This window comes from Stratiformator vulcanicus (assembly GCF_007744515.1).
Classification (GTDB): domain Bacteria; phylum Planctomycetota; class Planctomycetia; order Planctomycetales; family Planctomycetaceae; genus Stratiformator; species Stratiformator vulcanicus.
Genome location: NZ_CP036268.1, coordinates 3,667,314 through 3,691,865, shown reverse-complemented (window position 1 = coordinate 3,691,865; position 24,552 = coordinate 3,667,314). Strand labels below are relative to the sequence as shown.

The following is a 24,552-nucleotide window of genomic DNA, read 5'->3' as shown; positions in this document are numbered from 1 at the left end:
GTCATGGTTTGACGACTGCGCCGTTAATCGAGTGAATTTTCAATGGGGGTTGCTGTGATGCGCCGAAATCGTCAATTGCGGTCCCGCCGCGATCGGCGGGGTGCCACGCTTGTGGAACTGGCCGTTGTACTGCCGGTCTTCACCGTCTTTCTCGCCGGGCTGATGGAGATTAACCATGCTTATATGGTCTCCTCTACGCTAAAGGCCGCGTGTCAGCAGGCTGCCCGGCAAGGCGTCTCCGATAATGTCAGCACGACGGCGGTGAAAGAACGGTTGCTCGAAATTCTTTCCGCCGCGATCGATACCAGCCAGGTGACCGTCTATATCAAAGACGGATCGGTCTTTGATAACCCCGGCCTCGATCCTACGGCGGTGAATTACTCCGCCCTCTCCGATATTAATCTCTCCGACGCCGAGCCGCGGCAGTTATTTATCGTACGGGCAGAGGTTCCGTATGACGCCGTCAGTTTGTTGCCGCCGTTCTTTGTTAAGAAAACAGGAGGTGGTGGAAGCTCACCCGTCATGCTTTCGGGGCAAAGCGTCATGCGACACGAGTGAGATTGCGGTGACGGGCTGACGAATTCGGAATCATTGCGGTTCCCCTTGAGAAACGAAGAGTCACAGAAGGACAACCATCATGAGTCCGCTGACAATAAAACGAAACCAAATGAAGAAACGACGTTGCGACGACCGTCGGCGTGGGGCGGCGCTCGTTGAGTTCGCACTCATCGCGCCGCTGTTCTTGACGCTCGTTCTCGGGTCGATTGACGCGATTCGAGCCGTCCAAACCACTACGCAGCTCTCGCAAGCGATTCGCGAAGGCGGCCGTCTGGCGTCGATGGATTGGTCCGGGGTTCTCCCGGACGGCACCACGCCGAACGAAAAGGTCGAAGCCGATATCGAGAATTTCTTGAACGCCAGCGGTATCACCACTGACGACATGGAGATCAATATTGTTCATGCGGAAGGGGCTCAGAAGGGGCAGCCGTTTGAACTCGGGATCGATGAGAACTACCTCGAACTCTTCACAATCGAAGTCGGTATTCCGCAAGGGTCGTCCTTTCTCAACGGGTGGGTCCTCGGGAGTGACGGCGTTCAGTCGAGCATGACCTTCCGGGCGGGACGAGCCCAGGGGACCGGTTAATCCGGTGAGGCGATTTCTTCCCTGCTATTGGGAAGCATTTACGAAGAAGAACGACGGGTTGGAATCGAGTCCCCCACACGCATCCATTCGCAAGAAACAAGTACTGGAGAGTCGCCATGAAGAACTATCGGATGCCATTCGGGGAGAAATTCCGCCGACTTTGGCGGCAGCGACGCGAGCGCAAAGGGGTTTTTGCGGTCATCGCGGGGGCGACCTTGGTCGCGGCGCTCGGCTTTGTCGCACTCAGTGTCGACATCGCCATGATCTCGTTTATGAAAACGAAATTGCAAAACGCGGTCGATGCGGCCGCGCTGGCGGCGGCGCAAGAGATCACGGCGACCGTTGAGGCGGCCGGTCAGAGTGGCGAAGGCGGTTCGGCTGCGGCCGACGTCAATTCGATCGCCGAAGCGGCTGCCCGTGAAGTGGCGTCCAAGGTCGCGGAATTAAACGGGGTGTATGTCGATCCCGACAGCGACGTTCGGTTTGGAAAGCGGGTTTTCGACGAGGGGACGGAAACATTTCAGGTCGTGTGGGACGCCACGCCTTATAACGTCGTCGGTGTGACCGCCCGGATGGATAATCCTGATCACAGCGCGCCCGATTCTGAAATGGAACTATTCTTTGCCCCGATTTTCGGGAAAGACTCGCAGCAAATTTCCGCGTCGGCTGCCGCATTCGTCGAGGCACGCGACATTGTCGTCGTGCTCGACTACTCGCGATCGATGAACTACGACAGTCAGTTTCGAGGATTTGATCACCTTGGTCGTCAAGCCGTCCTCGATAATCAGGCGGAGATCATCGAAGCACTGGGCGTCGATACGGGCAGTCTGCCCTTCGAGCCGGAGTATTTCACTCAAGTCGGCGTGCCGCAAAATAACAGTCAGGGAACGCCGCATATCGAAGTGACGTTCAAAGGAAATTCCGTCGATATTACGTCGACTCACGAAATCAACATGATTTGGCTTCGAGATACGGATGGAAACTACCGCTCGTTTAATTCGCCCGGTGTGTCCTCGGGCGAGTTCTTCGATCATTCCAATGACATGATCGACGGCGTGTGGGTTCAGTCATGGAACAACGACGACAGGTTTGGCTACTACGGCGAAGAGTTCGGCGCGACAAACTATGACATTCGCGAAGAGTACGGTCTGAACGACATCGACTACCCCTACCACTCCGGTAGTTGGAGCGACTTCATCAACTACTGCCGGTACAGCGATACCGTCGAAGATGCCGAGTACGACTGGAAGTACGGGCAGGCAAATTTCGTAAATTATCTTTTGGATCAAAAGACTCAGAATTATAAAACGCAGGACATGTGGAAGGCGCCCCATCAGCCGTTTACGGCAATGAAGAACGGCGTTTCACTGTTTTACGAATTTCTGGAAGGTCTGGAGTTCGGGGATTACACCGGACTGGTGACCTACGATAGCGACGCCCGCTGGGAGACCGAGCTTTATCTCGCCGATGAAGGCGTCGATGTTTCGTGCGATCCGATCTCGAACAGCTACGATACACTCGACACGATTCAGCGTCACAAACAAGCCGGGCACTATGATGTCTTTACCGGCATGGGCTACGGAATGGAAGAAGCCCGCGGAATGCTCGACGAGCACGGTCGGTTCGGCGCGCGGCCGACGATTCTCTTAATGACCGATGGTAACGCGAACCGGAGCCCCGGCGACTTCAGCCTGCCCAGCGACTGGGATTGGGACAAGATGACCGACTTCGACGGCGACGGAAATGCCGACTACACGACCGGAAACCGTCACCGTCAGTACGTCTTCTGGCAGGTGCGAGAGGCCGTTAATTCGGGATATACGGTCCACACAATGAGCCTGGGAGCCGGTGCCGACCGAAACTTAATGAAAGCGTTGGCCTTCGCCGGCCGCGGCCTCTGGATCGATGCTCCCGGCGGTTCGACGATCGCAGAGCTCGAAGATCAGCTACGAGTCGCTTTCGGCAAAATCGCGGCCAATGTCCCGCCGCCGCAATTGCTCTACGAAGACACGGAGCAATAAGCGGTCAAACTGATTCGTGAGATTTGTCGCGGCGAGTTGTTCGATCGGTGCTTTCGGGGGTGAGCACCTAAGACAGCTCGTCGCGACAATTTTTTTGAGAGTCGAGAGTCGAGAGTCGAGTGTCCAGAGTCGAGATTTTAAGATGCTCTTAAAGTCGCTGAGTGCCGGGGGCGGTGGCGATCGAGCCCGGCTTGCTTTCGATGGCACTGAACTCAGCCCAGACCGGCAGGTGGTCGGAAACGTCGAGAGCTTTGTCGCGACTTAAGCGGTACTCGCTTTGAAAGTCGAACACTCCCGCGGAGCCGGTAAACTCAGGCGTTCTTTGACGATCAAACAAGACATTGTCATAGAGCTTGGTTCGTCGCGTGTTTGTTGCTTCCGAACTGATGACCCAGTAGAGGCCGGGAACGCGGCCCAACTCACCAAATTTGTCCGGCGCGGCATTTAAATCGCCGAGTAAGATCACGTCATCTTCGCCGCTGCCATCGTTCCAGACCGCATTTAAGACATCGTCGAGGGCGTCGACTTCCAGGTCGACTTCATCCGGATCGGTGTGAATGTTAACCAGCGAGAAGGTGAAGCCTTCGGCCGGATCTTCCCGTCGAACTCGAAATCGGGCGACATAAGGTTCTCGATGCAACCAGTCGCGGCGGTCGGTCAAGGTGTAGACCGTTTTGCGTGCCAGTTCGAGCGTCTTCGTGTCGTACACGAACGCGTACTGTTCCTTACTGGAGGTCCGTCCGAGTCGCGGTCCGAGGGCCACGTCGTAACTGCGGCCGGTGGCGTTGACGAGCCGGACCAATTCATGGACCGGGGCCGGGTCTTTTGATCGGATTTCCTGGATGGCGACGACATCGTACCGCCGGATGGTGTCGGCCAGGATTCGCATAACCTCCGGCTTGCCAGCTTTGGATTGACCGTAAACCTGAATATTGAACGTCGCGATGCGGATGACGTCCGGATTCGAACCTCCCGCGCCGCCTGAGACCGACAGAATCGGCGCGGCCTGTTCGGCCTGCTGCGACAACTGTTCGATCCAGTTCTGCGCATCACACCCGACGAGGGCGAAGATCAGCCCGGCGCAGCAGCAGATGGCGGTCAAACGATAACGGAAGTGCGATCGCATGAGTCGCATCCCTGCGAGGTGGCGATTCGAACCGTCATCCGATGACGGTTCGATTTTTTATGAAGGGGCGGGAAAGCTAGGAAATTTCCGCAGGCCGGTCCATAGCGGGACGGCGGTGCGAAATGCTTTCACCCAAAGAGTTTGAGAATCGACCTTGGGTGCGAGTCAACCTTGATCGATCGCCCGCTCGGCGAGGCGTGCCAAGCGAGAGTCTGCGGCCTTTGCGGCCGCCGCGACAGACTCCCTGATCGAGTCGCTCCGGATACCGATTTTGCCAAGCGCCCACGCTGCTCGCTGCCGCACGTGCATCGAATAGGTCTTCGAAAGAGCGGAAGCAACCGCTTCGGCAGCGTCGTCGGGGCAGGCATCGCCGAGCCGTCCGAGCAGGGTCACGGCCCAATAGACCGAATCGGCCGGTTCGTCCGGCCCGATCAACGGGGTCAACACCGGGACCGCTTCCGGCTGCGGGGTGCCCAGATTCTCGATCGTAGCGACGGCTTGCTCTCGCCGGGTTTCGTCCGGATCGGCACTCGCACGGCAAAGCCCTGCGAGGTCGACCCTGGCACGATCGGCTTCGGTCGGCACCTCGCCCCGCAATTGCATGATGCGCTTGGAGCCCGCTTGCGGGTCCGGTCTCTGTGTTTCACCCAAAGCAGCCATCCTGCCAGATACGTCACGCGAGCGGCTCGTCAGAGCCATTGAATAAAGGCGGAGGAGGCGAACTCCCCTCCCCCGCCTGCAAATCTGCGGATAAACCGCGGTCATTCCGCTGAAGAATCGGACGCTTTCTTGGCCAACTCTCGCTCGATCGCTTTGACGACTTTTTCCGAATCGGGCTGGACCCGCGTCCGGAAACGTTCGACGACTTCGCCATCGCGGCTGATCAGGAACTTCTCGAAGTTCCATTTCACCTTGCCGGCGTCAGCCGGGTAGGCTTCTTCGGACGTGAGGTGCTTGTAGATGTCGGCGGCATCGGCTCCGTTGACGTCGATCTTGGCGAACAGCGGGAAGGTGACATCGTAGTTCGCCGAGCAGAATTCTTGGATTTGCTTCGCCGTGCCCGGTTCTTGACGACCAAACTGATTGCAGGGAAAGCCGACAACGACAAAGCCTTGGTCTTTGTACTTCTCGTAAAGTGCCTGCAGCGGCTCATATTGCGGAGTCGCGCCGCACCGGCTCGCCACATTCACGATCATCACGACACGACCTTCGAAACGAGACAGATCAACGGTCTGCCCGTTGAGCAGGTCCATTTCTCGGTCGAACAGTTCCGAATCTTCGGCTGACGCAACGGCACCGCACAGTACGAAACAGGCAGCAACAAGAGATCGCAGCATTATATTTCTCCTCATTAGTGATCCAACTCGAATGACGCATTGTAGTGTCCGGATGGCTTGAGGGCACTGGCTTCGCAAAGTTTTCGTCCGAGTTGCACGATTTCGGGGCGAGTGGCCGTGATGCTGCGAAATATTTCAAGCGAGCCACGCTCCCGGTTGCTTGATCGCTCAGCGCTATTTAGTCTCTGGATTCACTGGTGGTCAAATGCGTTCAAGTCATGTTCATTTGGGCCATTCAGGTCTAATTTGCCCGGTCAGCCAAACTTCGTTTCGATCACAAACTGGAAGAACACTGATGTCACATTGTTTTCGCGCATTCTCGACATCGCTCGCTTTCATCTTCGTGGTGGCATTGGCGACGCCGGCGGCGGCCGGTGAATTCGACCAGCAGCGAACGTGGAAAGACGCGACCGGACGATTCGATCTGGAAGGCAAGTTCGTCAAACTGGTCGATCAGACCGTCACGCTGGAGCAACCTTCCGGCAAAGAATTTGAAGTCAAGCTATCTCAACTCAGTGCTGCGGACCGCGATTTCGCTGAACGTGCGGCAAAAGCGATGGTCGAGAATCCGTTCGCCCCCGTCGACGACAGTGGTAATTCGAATGACTCTTCCGGCGGATCGTCGAACGACCTGAAATACGTTCAATTCGATCTGCAAGAGGTGCCCGAACTCAATACCGACCCGATCGAGACCAGGTGGTCGCTCGAACCCGATCCTCAGCCGCGGGTGACGGTACGCGGTGGTCGTCCGATTACAACGCCGCCCAGACGTGATGCCTTCGAGAAGCACCAGGCGACGCTGATCAGCTCAAAGTCCGCGACATTGCTGTTGGGCTACACGCATGATGGATTCGCCGACCGTGTCAGCAAATCGACTCGACTGGAAATTTGCGATCTCAAAGAAGGACGGATGACGCGTTCCTTAGTTGAAGATTCGGAATGTGTCCCGCTAGCAATCGACGAGACCGGACATAAAATCCTCGTCCGCAGCGAAGGAAGGGGCTTCGGCAACGCGGCCCGTTTGGAGCAGTGGGATATTTCTGGGAGTAAGATTTCGCGTGAATTCATTTCCGAACCTTATCAACAAGAACTTTTTACCCGTCGCGACATTGAATGGGGGGCTTATGGTGCCGGGGACACCTTTTTGACGATCGGGAAGGCGAACGAACTAATTATCTGGGATGGCATTAAATTTAGTCCTTTGGCCAGGTTACCATCAGTAGATAGCGACGCGATTGCGGTCAGTCCTGGCGGGCGATATCTCGTTGTGGCGCCCAAAAAGCATCTGTTGGTTATCGATCTGGAGCGCCGCGTAACAGTCGCTTCAATACCGAAGGTGGAAATCGGAAATTCCAGGCTGACGTTTTCTCCCTCTGGGGAAAGACTTGTCGCTGCCGGCGTTCGAGACGTGCATATCTGGGATTTTCGGACCGGTGACCTGGTCGCCTCAATTGATCCGGATGATCACTCGACGCGGGGTCTTTTGATGCTCGACAACCGGTATCTGATGATTAAGGATTCAATTGTCTATGACACTGAAAGCCGCATCGCGCTCTGGAATTACTCCGGCTCCAAAGAAGCCGTGTTTACAGTTGGCGGGCTGACGTGGTTCGTAATTAAGGACTACCGTTCGAAGACGGAAGTGATCTACGGCGGCAAGCTCCCTCATCCGGCGGCGCTGAAAGCACTTGAAGTCGCGGCCAATGATCCGACGCTTTTTGTACTGAAACCCGGGTCAGAGGTTTCAATCGACGTCTCGAACGTTCGAGCGGCCGAGTCGGTGTCGGCAGTCGAAGCCGCGATCAAAGAGAACTTGGAGAATGCCGGATTCCGCGTCACGCCGAATGCAAATGTGCAAGTCGTTGCCAGCGCGACGTCGGCCGGCAATGAAGACGTGACCTACTACAAGACTCAGAGCCGACTCGGGCCTCCGCTCCGTTCGTTCGCGCGACCCGATGGCCCTGGTGAGACGTTCAGCATGCCGGTGTACGATCTCAGTATCAAAATTGTTGCCGGCGGAGAGACCGCCTGGAGCCGAAGCAGTAAGTATAAGACTGCACCAGCCTATTTACGCACCGACGATAAACCGGCGGGCGAAGCAATGGCCTCTTTTCGACAAAAGAAACCCGATGCTGGATTTTTTGTGCGGAACAAATTCCCCAGTTATGTTCAACGTTCGGCCAATGGCCTCAACGCTCTTGGTATTTCGCTCGTGACCGCCGGTGGAATCCAATAATTGCAAGCGGACTCGGTGGTCAATTAAGAAGCCGCATGGCTTGCCTAGTGCGTTAAACGACTATTGGTGAATACGAAACGGGGACGCCGCAATTAAGCGGCGACCCCGTTTTAATTTGAGATCGAATTAATTCGCGACAGTTGCAGCAGGTCCGGCGACGATTGGAATCACCGTGCTATCGACAATCAGTCGCCTTTGGTGCTGTCGATTAACTGTTGAATCTCCTGATCGGCTTCGTCGGCAGTCAATTTTTTCGGCGGCTTGGACGGATCGCTCTCGTCGGCATCGCCTGACTTGCCGTCCCGCGTGGCATCGAGATCACCTTCGGCGAGCCTTTTCTCCAAAGCCGTGGCCAGCTTGTGATGCCCGGCTTGATGCAAATGGAAGGTTGCCGCTCGCAGGTGATCGGCGGCCAGATTCACGTGGCGAAAATAGTCCCATTGCTGCGGCGCAGTCTTGACCGAGTCGGCCGCCTCAGAGAGCGACATGAAATGACGATCTGACGCGCCCGGCTCGGTGTTGTCCTTTTTCTTATTCTTCGGATCATCTTTCGGGAAGATGCCGAGATTGTTCTCCTGCTCCTGCAGGATCGGGCTCGAATCGATTACCTGACCGTCTTCCACGCTGACCGGTCCGTCGGTCGCTCCCGATTCGCCTCCAAGCTGGGCGTGAGCAAGCGGGCTAAGGCAACAGAACACAGCGGCAAACCGCATCACGCCGTACATCAGAAAAATCTCCTGCCGAGAGTTCGAATGGATCGGTCGCTCAACTCAGGTGCGCAGCTCGGCGACCCCGCACGCCGCCCGTTTGACAGACCGATCAAATGGGCACTCCAAACTACGCCCCCCAATTACTGTTCGCAAGACGATTCGGGTTCCGGCGCAGCGATCATCACCCCTGTCGCGTCGACTCGTCGTCTTCGGACGCGACCTGCCCGCGCCACACATTGCCCAACAACACGACCGGCCACGGGCAGCCCGGCCAGTCGTGATCCATTACGACGAGAAAATCGATGTGGTGCCGGTCGATCCGTTCGCCCGTGCGATACTCGCTCGACTTGAGGGCGAACCCGGGCTTTAACGCCGACCAGCGCTGAAAGACCAACCTCGCCCCGCCATCGTCCGGGGCTGCCTCCCCATGCATTTCCATTTCATTTAAGTCCTTCCTTGCCGTTTTCAACCACTTGCGGAATTTCCGCTGGATCGTGTCCATCGACCCGAAACGATTGCGAAACGGATTATCCGACATTCGCGCGTGCTGATTAATTTCCGCAAACGTCGGCAGCCGACGCAATTTGAGCGTCAGGCTGTAATATTCGATCATTAATTCGTCGTCGGAATACTGCCGCCGCCCGGCCACCCGCCGAGGCAGCCCCGCTTCCTCCCGCAGGTCGAGCCAGCTCTTAAAATGTCGGTAAATGCGGCGATTATTAATTCCCGTCTCCTCCGTGAATCGCTCCACCGTCACGTCCGCGGGATCCCGCCCCTCCGCAAACACCACCAGCCGATGCACGATCTCCAAACGCTCCGTCGGCAAGTCGACCGGCTGCGGATTTCGTCGTTTAGCCATTACACACAACCCCTCTTCGAGAAAAAGTCTATCCACCCTTTCCCACTTGGTTGCGCACACTTCGTGTGTTTGTGCCTGCGGCAGCTTGGGCGCGGCGGTGCCTTCGCGAAATTGAATATCACACAAACAAGCCGCGCACGGAGTAAGCGGATCACACTTCGTGTGTTTAGGCCTGCGGCAGCTTGTGTGTGGCGGTGCCTTACTTCTCAAAAAACGATAGCTGTGGTTTACTTGCAGCCGCGCCCGGCAGGAAGCGGATCAGAGGCGAGCCGCCATCGGTGCAATAGAGATCGCTGCCTCCAGATGATCCGCTCCTTACCAGTCGCGGCTTCATGGCCACCCTCCCTATGAATGGACCATTGACTGGAACCCTCGCCGCCCGATGGAGAGGCTCCATAAGTGGACTGAAAAACACATCTCGCGCTCGTGCCCCCAATGGGCCTAAATCTTGATATCGTTGCGCCAACAGTCGGAGTACTCGGTTAATTCGAGGTGCGGGCGGAGGTGCCCCAGCATCAGGCGCTCGTGAGGAACGATGTATAACTTCCTCGAAAAACTTCGGGCGGTTGAGCGTGAGGGTTTTACTAGCCCGCAGCGCGAGCAAGGGACCGGCGGCGGTGAGGGTTCCTTGGGTAAGACGGGGTCGAGAGCGGAATCCCTCGCTTGCGCTTCGGGCTGGTGTCCGGGGGCGAAGTCGAACCGAAGAAGGGGCCGCACTCGTGCCCTCTCCCTCGGGAGAGGGCGGTCCGGAGGACCGGGTGAGGGGCTACGGGGGCGGTGATCCCGCCGACATTGTTGGAAGCTCTGGCGGCGGGCGGGAGAACGCGCTTGGCGATGGCGGCGAGATGAACGCCCCCGCGATCCCCTCATCTGCCCTGCGGGCATCTTCTCCCCAGGGAGTAGAGATGAAATTGACTGCAAAAGAGAAAACGATTCGCGAGCAGGGGCTCGTCTCGGTCCTGAACGAGATTCAAGATGTTCTCGACGCCGCGATGCTCGGAGCGTATGGGTTGAGCGAACTGTGAGAAGCGTCGCACAAGCCGCGTCTCCTGAGAGACGCCGATCGAGCGCGGGGGGAGGCGTCTGATCAATCGCATCCTCCGCGGGATGGGGGGCATGGAAATCGATCAGTCCGCGGCTCTCAGGAGCCTGGGCTTGTAGGTGGGTTGAGGATCGGGGCTCTACGCTCGCCGTTAAGAGTTTAGGGATGAGAGGTGAGAGAGAAACAACTTCTCTAACCCTTTGACTCTCAACGCTCACCCGATTCGCGAAGCGAATCTATATAGTGCCCGCGCAACCGGTGACGGGTATTTGCGATTGCGTGTTCAATTGTTTGGGAAGGCGCGCTTCCTGTCGGGCGCGGCTCAACGGGTGGGCTCAAGCGGGGGTTGGTTCGGTGGGGGCTGGGGTTTGGCCGGGTTCGTAGCCGAGGTTGGGGGCGAGCCATTTTTCCATATATTTGACTGATTGGCCGCAGCGGGCGGCATATGATTCGACCTGATCCTTGGTGACGCGGTCGACGCTGAAGTAGCGGGCTTTCGGGTGGCCGAAGTAGAGCCCGCTGACGCTGGCGGCGGGATACATGGCGAAGCTTTCGGTTAATGTCATTCCGCAGTGTTCTTCGGGCCGGAGCAATTCCCAGAGCGTTCCTTTGGGAAGGTGATCCGGGCAGGCGGGGTAGCCGAAAGCGGGGCGGATGCCGCGGTATTTTTCAGAAATTAATTGATCGTTATTAAGTTGCTCTTCTTTGCCGAAGCCCCACGCATCGCGGGCGATTTTATGAAGGCGTTCGGCGAAGGCTTCCGCACAGCGATCGGCGAGAGCTTTGGCCATGATGCTGGAATAGTCGTCGTGTTCGGCTTCAAATTTCTTAGCCAGTTCATCGCACCCGTGACCGGTCGTGACGGCGAAGGCCCCGATGTAATCGGGTTGGCCTGAGTCGAGCGGGGCGACGTAATCGGCGAGCGAGCGGAAGTCTTTTTGGCCGCGGCGTTCCCACTGCTGACGGAGCATGGGGAAACGGCACTGCTCGGTCGTGCGGCATTCGTCTTTCCAAACGATGATGTCGTCGCCGTCGGAGTTGGCGGGCCAGAAGCCGTAGACGCCGTGGGCGGTGAGCGGCTTGTCTTTCAGAATTCGCGCCATCATCTCTTCGGCATCGGCGAAGAGCTTGCGGGCTTCTTCGCCGACGACGTCGTCTTCGAGGATACGGGGGTACTTACCGTGCAGTTCCCACGCTTGGAAGAAGGGGGACCAGTCGACGTAGGGGACGAGGTCTTCGAGCGGGTGGTCTTCGAGCGTGCGGAGTCCGAGGAACTCCGGTTTGGGGATGTCGATTTCATCCCAATTTGTTTGAAAACGGCCGTCGAGGGCGTGTTCGTACGAGACGAGGTTTTTTTGCTGGCGTCCGGAAAAGGCTTCGCGGTGGCGTTCCTGTAGGTCGAGGTTTTCGGCGTTGAGTTTCTCGCGCGTGTCGGGATCGAGCAGTCTTTCGACGACGGGGACGCTCTGCGAGGCATCGATCACGTGGATGGTCGGTTGGTCGTAGACCGGCGCAATCTTAACCGCAGTGTGGCGGGCGCTTGTGGTGGCGCCGCCGATCAGGAGCGGGAGGTTCATGTGTCGTCGCTGCATTTCTCGCGCAACTGCTACCATTTCATCGAGGGAAGGTGTAATGAGCCCCGAGAGCCCGATGATATCAACCTGCTCTTTTATTGCGGTATCAAGGATCGTGTCGGTGGGTACCATGACGCCGAGGTCGATGACTTCGAAGTTGTTACAATTAAGAACAACTGAAACTATATTTTTACCGATGTCATGAACGTCACCGCGGACCGTGGCAATTAAGACTTTACCTCGGCTTGAACTTTCACCGCCTTCTTTTTCGGCCTCCATGAATGGGGTTAAATAAGCGACCGACTTCTTCATCACGCGGGCCGATTTCACGACCTGCGGGAGGAACATTTTTCCGGCACCGAACAGTTCGCCCACGACGTTCATGCCATCCATAAGTGGGCCTTGGATGACATTAAGCGGCCGACCGTATTTCTGCCGAGCCTCTTCGGTGTCTACTTCGATGTGTTTGTCGATGCCTTTGAGCAGCGAATGCTGGAGGCGTTCTTCGACGGTGCCTTCACGCCATTCGTCTTTCTTCACGTTGCCGCCGGCCGCTTTTTCCTTGACCGACTCGGAAAACTCGATCAGCCGTTCGGTGGCGTCCGGCCGGCGGTTCAAAAGGACGTCTTCGATGTAACCCAGCAGTTCCTTGTCGATTTCGTCGTAGACTTCAAGCTGGCCGGCATTGACGATGCCCATGTCGAGGCCGGCCTCAATGGCGTGGTACAAGAACGCCGCATTCATTGCTTCGCGGACGGTGTTGTTGCCGCGGAAGCTGAAGGATACGTTGCTCACGCCGCCGGAAGTCTTGGCTCCCGGGCATTCTTCTTTAATTCGCCGAACCGCGTCGAAGAACTCGACGGCATAGTTTGCGTGTTCCTCCATGCCCGTGCCCACGGTGAGGATGTTCGGGTCGAAAATGATGTCTTCGGGTGGGAAGCCGACTTCTTCGGTCAGGAGTTTGTACGCCCGTTTGCAGATCGCGACTTTGTGATCGGCTTCGACCGCCTGCCCCTGTTCATCAAAGGCCATCACGACCGTTGCGAATCCGTAAGTACGAATCAGTCGGGCTTGTTTGAGAAAATTCTCTTCCCCCTCTTTAAGACTGATCGAATTAACGACGCCCTTCCCCATCACGCACTTCATTCCGGCCTCGATGACCGAGAACTTGGAACTATCGATCATAATGGGGACGCGATAGATTTCGGTCTCGCCGGCGAGGAGGTTTAAGAAGCGAGTCATTGCCGCTTCGCTGTCGATGAGGCCCTCGTCCATGTTGATGTCGATCATGTTCGCGCCGCCCTCAACCTGATCGCGGGCGACCTCGACAGCCTCGTCGTACTTCTCCTCTTTAATCAGGCGAGCAAACTTCCGCGAGCCGGTTACGTTCGTCCGTTCCCCGACCATCATAAAGGTCGAGTCTTCACCAATCTCCAATTGCTCCAGGCCGGAATAGTTCGACCGTCGATCAAGGTCGGGAATCGTTCGCGGCGCGACCGGCCCGACTTTCTCCACAATTTTCGCGATGTATTCGGGAGTCGTGCCGCAGCAACCTCCGACAAGGTTGACCCAGCCTTCGCGGGCGAAGCCCTCTAACTCTTCGGCCACTTCATTCGGGTTGCTGTCGAAGCCTCCCATTCCGTCAGGCATCCCGGCATTGGGATAGCAGTGAATCGGGCGGTCGGCGATCCGGGAGACCGCTTCTAACTGGTTCCTCATCTGCTTCGGGCCGACGCCGCAATTGAGGCCGACTGTCAGCGACGGAAAGTGTGCGATCGAACGGAAGAAGCCTTCGACCGACTGCCCCTGTAGCGTCGTACCCGTATCGAACACGGTGCCCGAGACCATCACGGGGATTTCGCGACCCGACTCGTCAAAGTACTTGCGGATTGCGAAGAGGCATGCCTTCATATTGAGCGTGTCAAAGCTCGTTTCGGGCAGTAGCAGGTCGGCTCCCGCATCGACGAGCCCGCGGACCTGCTCGTAGTACGAGTCGACCATCTGCTCGTAAGTATGCGAGCGATGTCCGGGGTCATTCGCGTCCTGCGACATTGAGAGCATGATCTTTGTGGGACCGATCGATCCCGCCACAAACCGCGGCTTGTCCGGATTCTTCTTCGTGAAGTGATCCGCAACGCCCTTGGCCAACTTCACCGCGACTTGATTCACCTCGTATGTCAAGTCACCCAGCCCGTATTCCTCCATCGTCAATACGTTGCCGTTGAACGTGTTGGTCTCAACGATGTCCGACCCCGCCTCGAAGTACTTGGCATGAATCTCCTCAATCATCCTCGGTTGGGTGAAATTAAGGACATCGCTGGCGTTCTTCAGATCGATCGAGTGGCTCTTAAAACGTTCGCCCCGGTAATCCTCTTCCGTCGGTCCGTACACGTGAATCATCGAACCCATCGCACCGTCCATAAAGAGGATGCGATCGTCGAGCAGGTTCTTTAGAACGTCGGATGTGTTGTGTTCGGCACGCACTGACATGGCCTGTGTACTGAGTCTGCTATAAGAGTGGGCGGGTTATCTTAGTAGTGAAGTGCAAACGCGTCGCAACGAGGGCGGCAATCTTAGGACGAGGCATCTCGCCATTGCTCAATCCGTCGGCGTGCCCAGTCGGACAACGGTTCCGGCAGTGAAGGTTCGGGCGGCTTCGTGTAATCGACCGCTCCGCGACGGTAGGGGCCGGAATCATAGGCTTCGCGAAAGCAGTATTGAAGGTCGAGGGCGACGTCGGGGTCCGATTGCCGAAGCGGAACGGCCAAAACCGGGAGCGTCTGTTGGAGGGTCACAGGGTAAAACGCGAGTTTCGATCTCTGACCGCGGTCCCAACTTCGGCTGACGGTCACCATGTACTGCGGTCGCGGTTCAAGGTTTTCAATCGCCTGCTGAAACACAGGTTGATCCCATGTCCTCTGCCCATTTCTAAGCAAATCAATTTCGAGAATCGAAACTCCGGCGGCGAGCAGTTCGTCTCGCTTTGTCACGAAAGCCTGTCGGTCTTGGCCGGGCCTCTTATTCGCCGGGCTCAAGATTTCGATACTGGTGATGACCGCATGTTGATCGGCTTCCTTAATCATCACGTTGGCGTATCGAACTGGTTCCGTTTCCAGCACGAGTTCGACGCAAGCTGAGGTCTCCGCGCGTGGCACCGTAGCGACTGCAGAATCCACCAAAGTTTTCTCACGCTGAATGCTCACGTCTGCCACGAAGTGTTTCGGCCCGATGTCGCCAACGATATCGATCTCTTCGCGCATTTCGATGTCGGCGTAGTAGCCTTCCGGGAGCAATTTGTTGAGGAGCGATGATATCTCGTCTGCCAGTCGGTTGTGGCAACCTGGCCAGAGGCGAGGCGACTGGAGATACGGGTCCATTCCCGGAAAAGGTGAAGGCATAGCCGGTCCTCCGCTTAGACTCCGGCCGGGATAGCCGGGGCGACATCGAGGGCTCCGAGAATGCGTTCGGCTGCCTGCGATTTATTCAGCACATAGAAGTGAATGCCCGGGATTCCGGCTTCAATCAATTCGCGGCACTGTTTAATCGCGTGATCGACGCCGATCTCGAATTGCGCCTCGTCATCGTCTTTGACCGACTCGAGCGACTTCGCCAGGTCAACGGGAAAGATTGCGCCGCACATCGCAGTAATCTTCTTGATGCGCTCAAAACTGGTGATCGGCATGATGCCGGCGATCATCGGCCTGTCGATCCCCACTGCTCGCGCCTGATCGCGGAAGCGAAAGAAGCTGTCGTTGACAAAGAACAACTGGGTAAAGATCGCGTCCGCACCAGCATCGACCTTGCGTTTGAGATTTTGGAGGTCGACATCGAGACTCGGGGCTTCGAGATGCTTCTCGGGGTAGCCGGCGACGCCGATGCCGAACTCGGGGTGATTTGCCCGAATTAGTTCGACGAGTTCGTTCGCATAGGCGCATCCGCCTTCGATGGCTTCAAATTTGTCCTGGCCCTGCGGTGCGTCTCCGCGGAGGGCCATGATGTTCTGAACGCCAACCTCGGCGGCTTCCTCCAGCCACTGCAGAAGTTCCTCTCGCGTCGATCCGACGCAGGTGAAGTGAGCGGTTGCCGGCAAGTTGCACTCTTCAATGATCGTCCGACACCACTCGAGCGTCTTACCCCGGGTCGTCCCTCCAGCACCGTACGTACAGGAGATGAATTTCGGCTCGAAATGCCGGACGCGTTGCAAGGTCCGCTTCAGATTATTTTCACCGACCTCGGTCTTCGGCGGGAATATCTCGATCGATAACCCGAAGCCGCCGTCTCGATACATCTCTGCGATACGCATTCCGTTTCTCTCGTCGAATTCTGAAATTCAGTCGAAATTCTGATTCCGGCGTACTGCCAGTTCCATCGTGTGGCAGGTCGTTACAGGCAGGTCTGCCGCCATGATCTGAGAGCGAAGAAATCCAATCTGATCGCGGCGAGACACTCTCGATTGGTGGCAACCCGTTCTGCATCATACGTCTGTCAGACGCCCATGACAGAGTAACAATTTGACTCGCAATAGTGATCGATAATTTCTATCTAAGTTGCCGCATCGGGGTGAACCTTCTACCCTACCGTAGCCGTGACGGTGTTGAACGCAACCCGTCTGCACCCCTGCCAAATTTTCAGAGGAATTCGTTTTCATGTCTGCGACAGCCGCGCTTCCCTACAAGGTCAAGGATTTGGCCCTGGCCGAACTCGGCCGAAAAGAGATTGAGCTCGCTGAGGTGGAAATGCCCGGCCTGATGGCACTCCGCGAGAAGTATGGCGAGTCAAAGCCGCTCAAAGGTGCCCGGATCGCCGGCTGCCTGCACATGACGGTTCAAACCGCCGTTCTGATTGAAACGCTGATCGAACTGGGGGCCGAAGTCCGTTGGTCGAGCTGCAATATCTTTTCGACGCAGGACTCAGCCGCGGCGGCGATGGCCGCTGAGGACATTCCCGTTTTTGCCTGGAAGGGCATGAACGAAGAGGAGTTCGACTGGTGCATTGAGCAGACGATCTTCTGGCCCGATGGTCAGCCGCTCAACATGATCCTGGACGACGGCGGCGACCTCACCGTGATGGTCCACGAGAAGTACCCGGAGCTTCTCGAAAGGATTAAGGGAATCACTGAAGAAACGACGACCGGTGTGCATCGCCTGCATGCGATGAGCAAGCAGGGCAAGCTCGGCTGCCCGGCCATCAACGTCAACGACTCGGTGACCAAGAGCAAGTTCGACAACCTTTACGGTTGTCGCGAATCGCTGGCCGACGGCATCAAGCGAGCCACCGATATTATGATCGCCGGCAAAGAGGTTGTCGTTTGCGGCTACGGCGACGTCGGGAAAGGCTGCGCCGATGCAATGGACGGGCTCGGTGCCCGAGTGGTCGTGACCGAAGTCGATCCCATTTGTGCCCTGCAGGCTGCGATGGAAGGCTTTCAGGTCTTGCCGATGGAAGAAGCCGCGCCGCGTGGCGATATCTTCGTCACGACGACCGGCTGCGTCGACGTGATCTGTGGAGATCATATGGACGAGATGAAGCACAACGCGATCGTGTGCAACATCGGTCACTTTGACAACGAGATTCAGGTCGCTTACCTGAATAAACGAGAAGACATCGAAAAGATCCGGGTCAAGCAGGACTCCGATGTCGGCGGTCCGGTCGACAAGTATATTTATCCGGACGGCAAGGCCATTTTGATTCTCGCCGAAGGTCGGCTGGTGAACCTCGGCTGCGCGACCGGCCACCCGTCGTTCGTGATGTCGAACAGCTTTACGAACCAGGTCGTTGCCCAAATGGAACTTTGGGAAAACGAAGACAAGTATCAAAAGCAGGTCTACGTCCTGCCGAAAAAGCTCGACGAAGAAGTTGCGGCCCTGCACCTCGAGAAGATCGGCGTGAAGCTGACCAAGCTGACGCAGGAACAAGCCGATTACCTCGACGTTCCGGTCGATGGTCCTTTCAAGCCGGACTACTACCGGTACTAAGACGCAGAGACTCAACGAGTCATACGAAAAGCCTACGGGTTGCGACCCGTGGGCTTTTTTCGTTTTCGATGTCCCGTGAAGATCAATGCGCAAATAAGAAAACCCTCGGCGGAAGGTTCCGCCGAGGGTTAGTGCGCTGTCCGGGAGAGAATTCGGACGCGAGAGATCGACCAGACGTTCGTTCCCGCGATGTCCTCGTCGATCTCGGTTGCCGCCGTTCGTCCGGCCTGTCGCCCGCCGTCGGATGGACCGATCGGACGGCGGACGTGTCAGGCAGGTTTCACCACGAATTGCGGCACTTCGGAGTTCAGCAGACGACTCAGGTTCCCGTTCGACTAGCGAACGAGAGTGTCCATGAGCCACTTGTTCTTGCGCTGCTCAGCCTTCCAGAGCTGTTGAAAGACATTGTCTTTCTTGGCGGTCGGGCAGGCACAGCTCGGCTCGCAGGGGCAAGCGTCGTCGCAAGGGGCAGCACAGCTCGGCTCACACGGGCAGGCGCAGGTCGGCTCACAGGGAGCGGCACAGCTCGGCTCGCAGGGGCAGGCTTCGTCACAGGGGGCAGCACAGCTCGGCTCACACGGGCAGGCACATGTCGGCTCACAGGGAGCGGCACAGCTCGGCTCGCAGGGGCAGGCTTCTTCACAGGGGGCAGCACAGCTCGGCTCGCACGGGCAAGCACAGGTCGGCTCACAGGGAGCGGCACAGGTCGGCTCACACGGACAAGCACAGCTCGGCGACTTCGACATGAAACCGGCTTCGCTGATGCCGGCCATACTGAAGATCGCAATCGCAGCGATGGCAAAACGCATACTTCTCGACTCCTACATCTTGCAAGTTGAGGGGGTTTGGATCGCGACGGACGCCCTCCTCCGGCCCGCGTCTTGGCGATTCACGATTCGCCCCACCCTCCCGGCGAGACGGCCGACGGTGCGTTGAGTGCAGTTCCCGTCGTGCACAACTTTCATCGTCCGGTCCTTCGTCCGCCATTGATTCGGCCTCCACATTTTCGCCTGTAGAATTCCGCAAGCGGTCGCTGGTAGCGATCATGACGTTTGGAGAAACCGCCGCTTCTCCTCGAGACCCCGCAGGGCTTACCTGACCGATCCAAAGCCCGTCGAAGTCAATGTTGTCGTTCGCACGCGAGTCGACGCGACCCTGATGATTCGCGCCCCCAAGGGCACGTCGCGGCGGTTCAATGGCCCAATAGTGCTGCCCGCATCTTTTCATCCCACCGAAGTCCGGGGAGTTCACAGATGCCGAACTCGTCCGATCCGAATTCCCAGTAGGCCCAGGCAAACCCGTGCTCTTCGGCCATCTGGCGGACATACCGCGTCCAAGCGATTCGCGATCGAGCGTCAGCTTGCCTACGAGTACCGAACTCGCCGAGCAGAATTGGTCGTCCTTGCTGACTTCCCCATTGAGCGACCTGCGCAAAGTCGCGTTTGATCTGAGCGGCTGACGGAGAGTTGGTGCTCCATTTCGTGCCGATCCATTGTTCGGAGTCGTCGACCCAACTGGCACCTTGGTGCGTGAACTCGAACGGGCTGTAATAGTGAAAGGTCGCAATTAGCCGGCGGTCTTCCGGCGGGAGTTCCAGCGAAGGAAATAAATCGGGATCGTTCCAACGCGCCGGGCCGATGATCAAGATTCGATTGCAATCGCGTTCGCGGACGGTGCGGATGAGACGACTGCTGACGGCGTTCCAAGTCTGTGCGTCGAGGCGATCGTGCGGCTCGTTCAGCAACTCAAACATCAGCCGGTCATCATAGGTTTTGTAATGTGCGGCCAACTGTCGCCAAATCGCGTGTAGAGTCGGTTCATGCCGAGCCGGATCGCGATACATCTCCTCGAAGTGATGAACGTTCAAAATGACCGCCAGACCGTTCTCCAAAGCGGCATCAATGACCGAGTCGACACGGGAGAGAAATTTCTCGTCAATCTGCTGTCGCGGAGTTCGTCGGACGTGGGCCGACCAACGGACGGGAATTCGCACTGCGGTGAAGCCCGCATCGCGGATGCTTACCAAGTGAGACTTCCGGATCGTCAGGCCCCACTCGCCGTCAACGGGTGCTTCAAGAGCGTTGCCCAGATTGATGCTGCGTCCGATGCGGCGGGTTGCCTCTCGCATTTCCACCGAGACAGACGGCGACGTTCTCTCATCGGGAAGATCATTCGCGCCCCCGAGAAGGGGCAACGCGAGCAAAGGAACGAGACTGAGGATTCTGTAGCGCATGGAATTCGATTGGGGCGACGTTAACTTCACCCCTTAATATGCGAGGTGGTTGGGGCAATGGCTTTAAAAATGTCGTACGAATTCGTTGGAAATCGTTGCACCGCCTGAGTGGCTTGCTCGTTAGGGTTATGAGTCGGCGTCGATTTCGGGCAACGGCCCTTTCGCAACAAATGGGTTTGCAGGTCGAAAATGCATGACGACCAAGATCAATGGGCCATTCCCGGAGCGATGATGGCCGGCTTCGATCTCGACGACATCGAGTCGGGCGAGTTCCTGTGGAATGAACGGTCGACCCGCTGGGGACGCTGGCGGGAAATGAGTCTGCAGGGGGCATTGGTTTACCGAGAATTCCGAAGCACGGCGACGCTCGGTCGTCTGCCGGTCCTACACTACGCGGTCGGGAAGAATCAGAAGGGACGCACACCGACGGCCCGCGGTGTCGTCGCGATCGGCCGCCGCGCGATCGGCCTGATCGCCGTGGGTCAATTTGCGTTCGGGCTGATCTCTGTCGGGCAAATCTCGGTTGGCCTCATCGCAGCATTCGGGCAAGTAGCGATCGGCGCTGCATCGACGGGCCAGGTCGCTGCGGGAGCAATTTTCGCTCTTGGTCAATTCGCGACAGGTTATGTGGCGATCGGCCAACTCGCGTTCGGCGAGTATGTTCTCGCGCAGTTGGGGGCCGGTTCAAATGTGTGGGACACGCGAGGAGTCGACGCCAACGCCCGCGGATTCTTCGGCTCGTTTCTGCCCTTTTGATGTCTCAACGCCCGAGTCGGGATCGGCCAACGGCGACGGTCCACAGTGACGTCCGGCGCTTGTCCGACCCGAAGTTGCTGGATCGTCAGCGACAATCAAAATGGCCCCGTCACCGAGATAGCTGATGTTTTAGGAGCGGTTTCAATTCGTTTGTGATACCAGCCCGAGGCGCAAGCCGTCGGGAAAATCGCTGGTTGATCGACCATCGGCTTGCGCCTCTGGCTGGTATTGAAACTGCTTCTAGAGCATGGTCAGCGAATCGAGGGACGGGCCATCCTCCCTACTCGATTTCTCCGCCGGTGCGTCTGCGGGAGGCGCGACCGTAGGGTTTAAGTCCGGCGCCTTCGCCGCAGGGCCGATTTTGGCGGGTTTCTTTTTCGGAGCTGAATCGGATGGCTCGGGCTTCTTCCGCAATCGCTCCCAATGCAACTGCAGAATGCTCGCGGCTTGCTCACCAATCTCCGAACTGCCGGAAAATTCGTCCGCTCCTCCTGTTTCTTCAATACCGGCCTTTTGCGCCGCCTTGCTCGATTTCTTCAGCAACTGGTTCTCGGAGAGATCGACATTGCCCAAAAGGCTCATGTGGAGCGGCCCGAGTGCCAGCTTTTCGCCCGGCTTGATCCAGTGGCGATGCTCGGTGGCTTCTTCATTGATGGTCACCTGACCGTCTAGCGGAAGAACCGCGACCATGCCATTGACGTGCCGGAGGGCCGCGTGTTTCGCGGCGAGTCCTTCCATCGGGGGAAATCGGAGGTTGCAGCCCTTCCCCGTGCCTATCACAACTTCACCGTCTTCGGGCACCAGGAAGCGCTTTCCCTTCATCGGGCCGTCTTTGAGTACGAACATTCGCCCGGTACTCGTCAGTGCAGCGCGCGATAGCGGGGAGCCTTTGATCGAGACCGACGTTTGCACCGTGTCGCAATGCGGGCAGGTGGCTTTGGTACCTTCGCGGTCGGGAAAGAACTGGAAGTGCGTCTGGCAATTTCCACATCGGACGGTGACGTACCGGGCGGGATTGAATGAAATGGTTTCGGTTTGTTTTTCCGTCGGGCGAGAGAAGAAGAACTTTCGCTGACGAATGATCCAGCGGGGGATGAGGTGCTGTTTCCCGCAGTCGCCACATTTCACTTTGCCCGATTCATTCGCGTCGAACACGTCGAGCATGTGGCCGCACAGATCACAGAAGAAACTAGCGCGGTTTTTCGATCCACCTCCGTCGCCGTCGTCCGCTTCGCCGTCAGCTTCCTCTTCTGTCTGACGCCAGTAGCCGCCCGACTGCATACTCATGGTCGGGGCTTTGGCCATGTGTTGGCAGCCCTTGCATTGCACCATCCGACCCGCATTGTCCGGCTTGACCGACAGTTGCTGGCCGCAGCGATTGCATTTGAATTCGATCCGGCCCTCGACGTTCGTCTTTTTCCGCACGCGAAGCGCCATGATTGTGGCGATTTCGTGCAGCGTCGCGGCGATCGTCTTCCCGTCGGTCGGCTTCGTCAAATAGGCATCCGCACCGCACCAGATCGAAAGGTTGCGTGCGGCGTCGAGGTCGACTTCCGTCAAAATGATAATCGGGAGCGTGTCGTTCTTATCCTTCAGGTAGGCGCACAACTCGAAGCCGGTTTCCCGTGGCAGGACGAGCTCCGTCACGATAAAGGCCGGCTCACGCGTACGCGTCAGCACGCGGGCTTCGCCGGCGTTCGTGGCGATGATCGGCTCGAAACCTTCCGCCTCCAAGGCGCTGCGTAGCATCTTCGCGTTGCCGGGCTCGTCGACGACGAGCACAGTCTTATAGCTGCCGATGTCCAGAAGGGACCGGTCATTCTGCATAGAATTCAACTGGTTGCCCGCGCCCGAAAAAGAGCCCGAAATGATTTCGGGCGATATATCAGCGTTCGCGAGTATATGTCATGGCCCAATCTGTCGCACGCCTAAGTCGCGCGTGTGAGGGTAATTTCGCCGGATCACCGTGGTTCCCCTAGTGGACGATAGGGGAGCGGCTTCGCATTTCGGTTCGACGAAGCTTCTGAATTGGACCCTTTCGACGACGGCTGCTGCTCGACGTCGAATTTGCCTTCCCGACTTTCATCCCTGTGGTTCGGTCATCCGCATCGGGTCGAGTGCCTCCTCCAAGACGTCCTCCGGCAGAATCTGCTTCTCGCGGCAGAGTTCCCGAATCGTTTTGCCGGTCTTGAAGGCCTCTTTGGCCAACGCTGCTGCTTTTTCGTAGCCGATGTGAGGATTGAGGCTGGTACACATCGAGAGAGATTTCTCGACCGCCGATTCGCACGCCTCTTCGTTTGGCTCCAGATCGGCAATGCACAGTTCGTTGAAAGCCTTTACGCCGTTGGCGAGCAGGCGGATCGATTCGAGCGTTGTCGCGCCCATCATCGGCATCATGATGTTGAGCTGAAAATTACCCCCCGCGGCCCCCGCGACAGTGATGGCGGTGTCGTTGCCAATGACCTTGGCCGCCAGTTGCATCATCGACTCGCACATCACCGGGTTGACCTTCCCCGGCATGATCGAGCTTCCTGGCTGCTTCGACGGAATCTTCACTTCGTAAAATCCGCAGCGCGGCCCGGATCCCAGCCAGCGGATGTCGTTGGCGACATTGAACAGCGTCGTTGCGACCGCTTTGAGCAGAGCATGGCACTCGACAAGACCGTCACGCTCCGCGTTGGCTTCGAAGTGATTGACCGCGTCGACGAATGAAATACCGGCCTTATTGGCGATGACAGTCGCGACAAGGGCGCCAAAATCGGGATGCGTATTGATACCGGAGCCGACCGCCGTGCCACCGACCGGGAGTTCCAGTACCGCCTGCAGAGCGCGTTCAGCCCGCCCGACCGACAATTCCAACTGGCGCGCGAATCCGCCGATCTCCTGTCCCAGTCGCAGCGGCGTCGCGTCCGCCAAATGCGTGCGGCCGATCTTGATAATCTTGTCCCAGGCATCGGCTTTTGCACAGAGCGTTTCGTGCAACTGCTTTAATGCCGGCAGCAATCGGTCTTGAATTCCCTGCCCGACCGCGACGTGAATGGCCGTCGGGAATGTATCGTTGGTGCTCTGCCCCATATTGACGTGGTCATTGGGATGCACGCTCTTGTTCTCGGCGAAGCGATCGTCGCCAAGCAATTCCGTCGCGCGGGCGGAGATGACCTCGTTCACGTTCATGTTCGATGAAGTGCCCGAGCCGGTCTGGTAGATGTCGATCGGAAACTGATCGGCCAGATTCCCCTCGGCTACTTCCGTCGCGGCGTTCAGCAGTGCATCGACTTGCTTGTCGGTCAGAGGGTTCTTGCCGCTGCCGGTCAGCTTTCCAAGGTCGCGGTTCGCGGTCGCACAGGCGAACTTCACAAGTCCCATCGCCCGGATCAGTTCGGTAGGTAACCCCTCCCCCGAGATCGGGAAGTTCTCAACCGCTCGCTGCGTCTGCGCTCCATAATACGCTTGGGCAGGCACCTTGACCTCGCCCATCGAATCGTGTTCCGTGCGGAAATCGCTCATTAGCCTGGTTCCATTGTGCTGATTCGTTTTTC

At 57.6% G+C, this 24,552-nt stretch carries 20 protein-coding genes; 8 read left to right on the top strand and 12 right to left on the bottom strand.

From position 1 onward, the window contains the following. Window positions 1-57 precede the first annotated feature (57 nt). The 3 genes from Pan189_RS14595 to Pan189_RS14585 all read left to right on the top strand — a co-directional run bounded on the left by Pan189_RS14595 (window position 58) and on the right by Pan189_RS14585 (window position 3,165). Entirely contained in the window at window positions 58-558 is a 501-nt protein-coding gene (locus tag Pan189_RS14595) for a TadE/TadG family type IV pilus assembly protein (protein ID WP_310820524.1), read from the top strand. A 109-nt stretch (window positions 559-667) separates the two neighbouring features. After that, window positions 668-1,144: a TadE family protein gene (locus tag Pan189_RS14590; RefSeq protein WP_310820523.1), complete on the top strand. Its 477-nt coding sequence runs from the start codon at window positions 668-670 to the stop codon at window positions 1,142-1,144. 116 nt (window positions 1,145-1,260) lie between these two features. Beyond that, window positions 1,261-3,165, top strand: a complete 1,905-nt coding sequence (locus Pan189_RS14585; protein ID WP_145364704.1) for a pilus assembly protein TadG-related protein — start codon at window positions 1,261-1,263, stop codon at window positions 3,163-3,165. Window positions 3,166-3,313: 148 nt separating this feature from the next. On the opposite strand, the gene Pan189_RS14580 is transcribed toward Pan189_RS14585, so the two are convergent. The 3 genes from Pan189_RS14580 to Pan189_RS14570 all read right to left on the bottom strand — a co-directional run bounded on the left by Pan189_RS14580 (window position 3,314) and on the right by Pan189_RS14570 (window position 5,628). Next, the gene (locus Pan189_RS14580; RefSeq protein WP_310820522.1) at window positions 3,314-4,291 is read right to left on the bottom strand and encodes an endonuclease/exonuclease/phosphatase family protein; all 978 of its coding nucleotides are present in this window, start codon (window positions 4,289-4,291) and stop codon (window positions 3,314-3,316) included. A 165-nt stretch (window positions 4,292-4,456) separates the two neighbouring features. Beyond that, the gene (locus tag Pan189_RS14575) at window positions 4,457-4,894 is read right to left on the bottom strand and encodes a HEAT repeat domain-containing protein (protein ID WP_145364702.1); all 438 of its coding nucleotides are present in this window, start codon (window positions 4,892-4,894) and stop codon (window positions 4,457-4,459) included. 158 nt (window positions 4,895-5,052) lie between these two features. Continuing rightward, window positions 5,053-5,628, bottom strand: a complete 576-nt coding sequence (locus Pan189_RS14570; RefSeq protein WP_310820521.1) for a glutathione peroxidase — start codon at window positions 5,626-5,628, stop codon at window positions 5,053-5,055. 295 nt (window positions 5,629-5,923) lie between these two features. On the opposite strand from Pan189_RS14570, the gene Pan189_RS14565 reads away from it, so the two are divergent. Beyond that, window positions 5,924-7,864, top strand: a complete 1,941-nt coding sequence (locus Pan189_RS14565; RefSeq protein WP_310820520.1) for an SHD1 domain-containing protein — start codon at window positions 5,924-5,926, stop codon at window positions 7,862-7,864. A 185-nt stretch (window positions 7,865-8,049) separates the two neighbouring features. Here Pan189_RS14565 and Pan189_RS14560 read toward each other — a convergent pair whose 3' ends face one another. The 3 genes from Pan189_RS14560 to Pan189_RS21450 all read right to left on the bottom strand — a co-directional run bounded on the left by Pan189_RS14560 (window position 8,050) and on the right by Pan189_RS21450 (window position 9,767). After that, window positions 8,050-8,589, bottom strand: coding sequence for a hypothetical protein (locus Pan189_RS14560; protein ID WP_145364699.1), 540 nt, complete (start codon window positions 8,587-8,589; stop codon window positions 8,050-8,052). Window positions 8,590-8,755: 166 nt separating this feature from the next. Continuing rightward, window positions 8,756-9,433 carry a hypothetical protein gene (locus Pan189_RS14555; RefSeq protein ID WP_145364698.1) on the bottom strand — a complete coding sequence of 226 codons (678 nt, stop codon included), beginning with the start codon at window positions 9,431-9,433 and terminating at the stop codon, window positions 8,756-8,758. A gap of 199 nt (window positions 9,434-9,632) precedes the next feature. Then, on the bottom strand, window positions 9,633-9,767 hold the full coding sequence (locus Pan189_RS21450; protein ID WP_310820519.1) for a hypothetical protein: 135 nt from the start codon (window positions 9,765-9,767) through the stop codon (window positions 9,633-9,635). 385 nt (window positions 9,768-10,152) lie between these two features. On the opposite strand from Pan189_RS21450, the gene Pan189_RS14550 reads away from it, so the two are divergent. Next, the gene (locus tag Pan189_RS14550) at window positions 10,153-10,458 is read left to right on the top strand and encodes a hypothetical protein (protein ID WP_145364697.1); all 306 of its coding nucleotides are present in this window, start codon (window positions 10,153-10,155) and stop codon (window positions 10,456-10,458) included. 352 nt (window positions 10,459-10,810) lie between these two features. On the opposite strand, the gene metH is transcribed toward Pan189_RS14550, so the two are convergent. The 3 genes from metH to metF all read right to left on the bottom strand — a co-directional run bounded on the left by metH (window position 10,811) and on the right by metF (window position 16,352). Then, on the bottom strand, window positions 10,811-14,539 hold the full coding sequence (gene metH, locus Pan189_RS14545) for a methionine synthase (protein WP_145364696.1): 3,729 nt from the start codon (window positions 14,537-14,539) through the stop codon (window positions 10,811-10,813). A gap of 83 nt (window positions 14,540-14,622) precedes the next feature. Continuing rightward, window positions 14,623-15,447: a DUF4058 family protein gene (locus Pan189_RS14540; protein WP_145364695.1), complete on the bottom strand. Its 825-nt coding sequence runs from the start codon at window positions 15,445-15,447 to the stop codon at window positions 14,623-14,625. A gap of 14 nt (window positions 15,448-15,461) precedes the next feature. Further along, window positions 15,462-16,352 carry a methylenetetrahydrofolate reductase [NAD(P)H] gene (gene metF / locus Pan189_RS14535; protein ID WP_145364694.1) on the bottom strand — a complete coding sequence of 297 codons (891 nt, stop codon included), beginning with the start codon at window positions 16,350-16,352 and terminating at the stop codon, window positions 15,462-15,464. Window positions 16,353-16,695: 343 nt separating this feature from the next. Here metF and ahcY point away from each other — a divergent pair, with 343 nt between their 5' ends. Next, window positions 16,696-18,024 carry an adenosylhomocysteinase gene (ahcY, locus tag Pan189_RS14530; protein ID WP_145364693.1) on the top strand — a complete coding sequence of 443 codons (1,329 nt, stop codon included), beginning with the start codon at window positions 16,696-16,698 and terminating at the stop codon, window positions 18,022-18,024. Window positions 18,025-18,429: 405 nt separating this feature from the next. Then, entirely contained in the window at window positions 18,430-18,960 is a 531-nt protein-coding gene (locus Pan189_RS14525) for a hypothetical protein (protein WP_145364692.1), read from the top strand. 256 nt (window positions 18,961-19,216) lie between these two features. On the opposite strand, the gene Pan189_RS14520 is transcribed toward Pan189_RS14525, so the two are convergent. After that, window positions 19,217-20,257, bottom strand: a complete 1,041-nt coding sequence (locus Pan189_RS14520; protein WP_145364691.1) for a glycoside hydrolase family 5 protein — start codon at window positions 20,255-20,257, stop codon at window positions 19,217-19,219. 189 nt (window positions 20,258-20,446) lie between these two features. Between Pan189_RS14520 and Pan189_RS14515 the strand changes: the two genes are divergently transcribed. Continuing rightward, a complete protein-coding gene (locus Pan189_RS14515; protein ID WP_145364690.1) occupies window positions 20,447-21,013 on the top strand; it encodes a hypothetical protein in 567 nt (188 codons plus the stop codon). Between the two features lie 240 nt (window positions 21,014-21,253). On the opposite strand, the gene Pan189_RS14510 is transcribed toward Pan189_RS14515, so the two are convergent. Together Pan189_RS14510 and Pan189_RS14505 are read right to left on the bottom strand one after the other, a co-directional pair. After that, a complete protein-coding gene (locus tag Pan189_RS14510; RefSeq protein WP_145364689.1) occupies window positions 21,254-22,840 on the bottom strand; it encodes a response regulator in 1,587 nt (528 codons plus the stop codon). A gap of 255 nt (window positions 22,841-23,095) precedes the next feature. After that, window positions 23,096-24,520, bottom strand: coding sequence for a class II fumarate hydratase (locus Pan189_RS14505; RefSeq protein ID WP_145364688.1), 1,425 nt, complete (start codon window positions 24,518-24,520; stop codon window positions 23,096-23,098). Between the last annotated feature and the right edge of the window lie 32 nt (window positions 24,521-24,552).

What these genes read in the sequence shown, in the direction of transcription:
- Pan189_RS14595 (WP_310820524.1), top strand. Translation starts at nt 58, where the DNA reads ATGCGCCGAAATCGTCAATTGCGGTCCCGCCGCGATCGGCGGGGTGCC.
- Pan189_RS14590 (WP_310820523.1), top strand. Translation starts at nt 668, where the DNA reads ATGAAGAAACGACGTTGCGACGACCGTCGGCGTGGGGCGGCGCTCGTT.
- Pan189_RS14585 (WP_145364704.1), top strand. Translation starts at nt 1,261, where the DNA reads ATGAAGAACTATCGGATGCCATTCGGGGAGAAATTCCGCCGACTTTGG.
- Pan189_RS14580 (WP_310820522.1), bottom strand. Translation starts at nt 4,291, where the DNA reads ATGCGATCGCACTTCCGTTATCGTTTGACCGCCATCTGCTGCTGCGCC.
- Pan189_RS14575 (WP_145364702.1), bottom strand. Translation starts at nt 4,894, where the DNA reads ATGCAATTGCGGGGCGAGGTGCCGACCGAAGCCGATCGTGCCAGGGTC.
- Pan189_RS14570 (WP_310820521.1), bottom strand. Translation starts at nt 5,628, where the DNA reads ATGCTGCGATCTCTTGTTGCTGCCTGTTTCGTACTGTGCGGTGCCGTT.
- Pan189_RS14565 (WP_310820520.1), top strand. Translation starts at nt 5,924, where the DNA reads ATGTCACATTGTTTTCGCGCATTCTCGACATCGCTCGCTTTCATCTTC.
- Pan189_RS14560 (WP_145364699.1), bottom strand. Translation starts at nt 8,589, where the DNA reads ATGTACGGCGTGATGCGGTTTGCCGCTGTGTTCTGTTGCCTTAGCCCG.
- Pan189_RS14555 (WP_145364698.1), bottom strand. Translation starts at nt 9,433, where the DNA reads ATGGCTAAACGACGAAATCCGCAGCCGGTCGACTTGCCGACGGAGCGT.
- Pan189_RS21450 (WP_310820519.1), bottom strand. Translation starts at nt 9,767, where the DNA reads ATGAAGCCGCGACTGGTAAGGAGCGGATCATCTGGAGGCAGCGATCTC.
- metH (WP_145364696.1), bottom strand. Translation starts at nt 14,539, where the DNA reads ATGTCAGTGCGTGCCGAACACAACACATCCGACGTTCTAAAGAACCTG.
- Pan189_RS14540 (WP_145364695.1), bottom strand. Translation starts at nt 15,447, where the DNA reads ATGCCTTCACCTTTTCCGGGAATGGACCCGTATCTCCAGTCGCCTCGC.
- metF (WP_145364694.1), bottom strand. Translation starts at nt 16,352, where the DNA reads ATGCGTATCGCAGAGATGTATCGAGACGGCGGCTTCGGGTTATCGATC.
- ahcY (WP_145364693.1), top strand. Translation starts at nt 16,696, where the DNA reads ATGTCTGCGACAGCCGCGCTTCCCTACAAGGTCAAGGATTTGGCCCTG.
- Pan189_RS14520 (WP_145364691.1), bottom strand. Translation starts at nt 20,257, where the DNA reads ATGCGCTACAGAATCCTCAGTCTCGTTCCTTTGCTCGCGTTGCCCCTT.
- Pan189_RS14515 (WP_145364690.1), top strand. Translation starts at nt 20,447, where the DNA reads ATGCATGACGACCAAGATCAATGGGCCATTCCCGGAGCGATGATGGCC.
- Pan189_RS14510 (WP_145364689.1), bottom strand. Translation starts at nt 22,840, where the DNA reads ATGCAGAATGACCGGTCCCTTCTGGACATCGGCAGCTATAAGACTGTG.
- Pan189_RS14505 (WP_145364688.1), bottom strand. Translation starts at nt 24,520, where the DNA reads ATGAGCGATTTCCGCACGGAACACGATTCGATGGGCGAGGTCAAGGTG.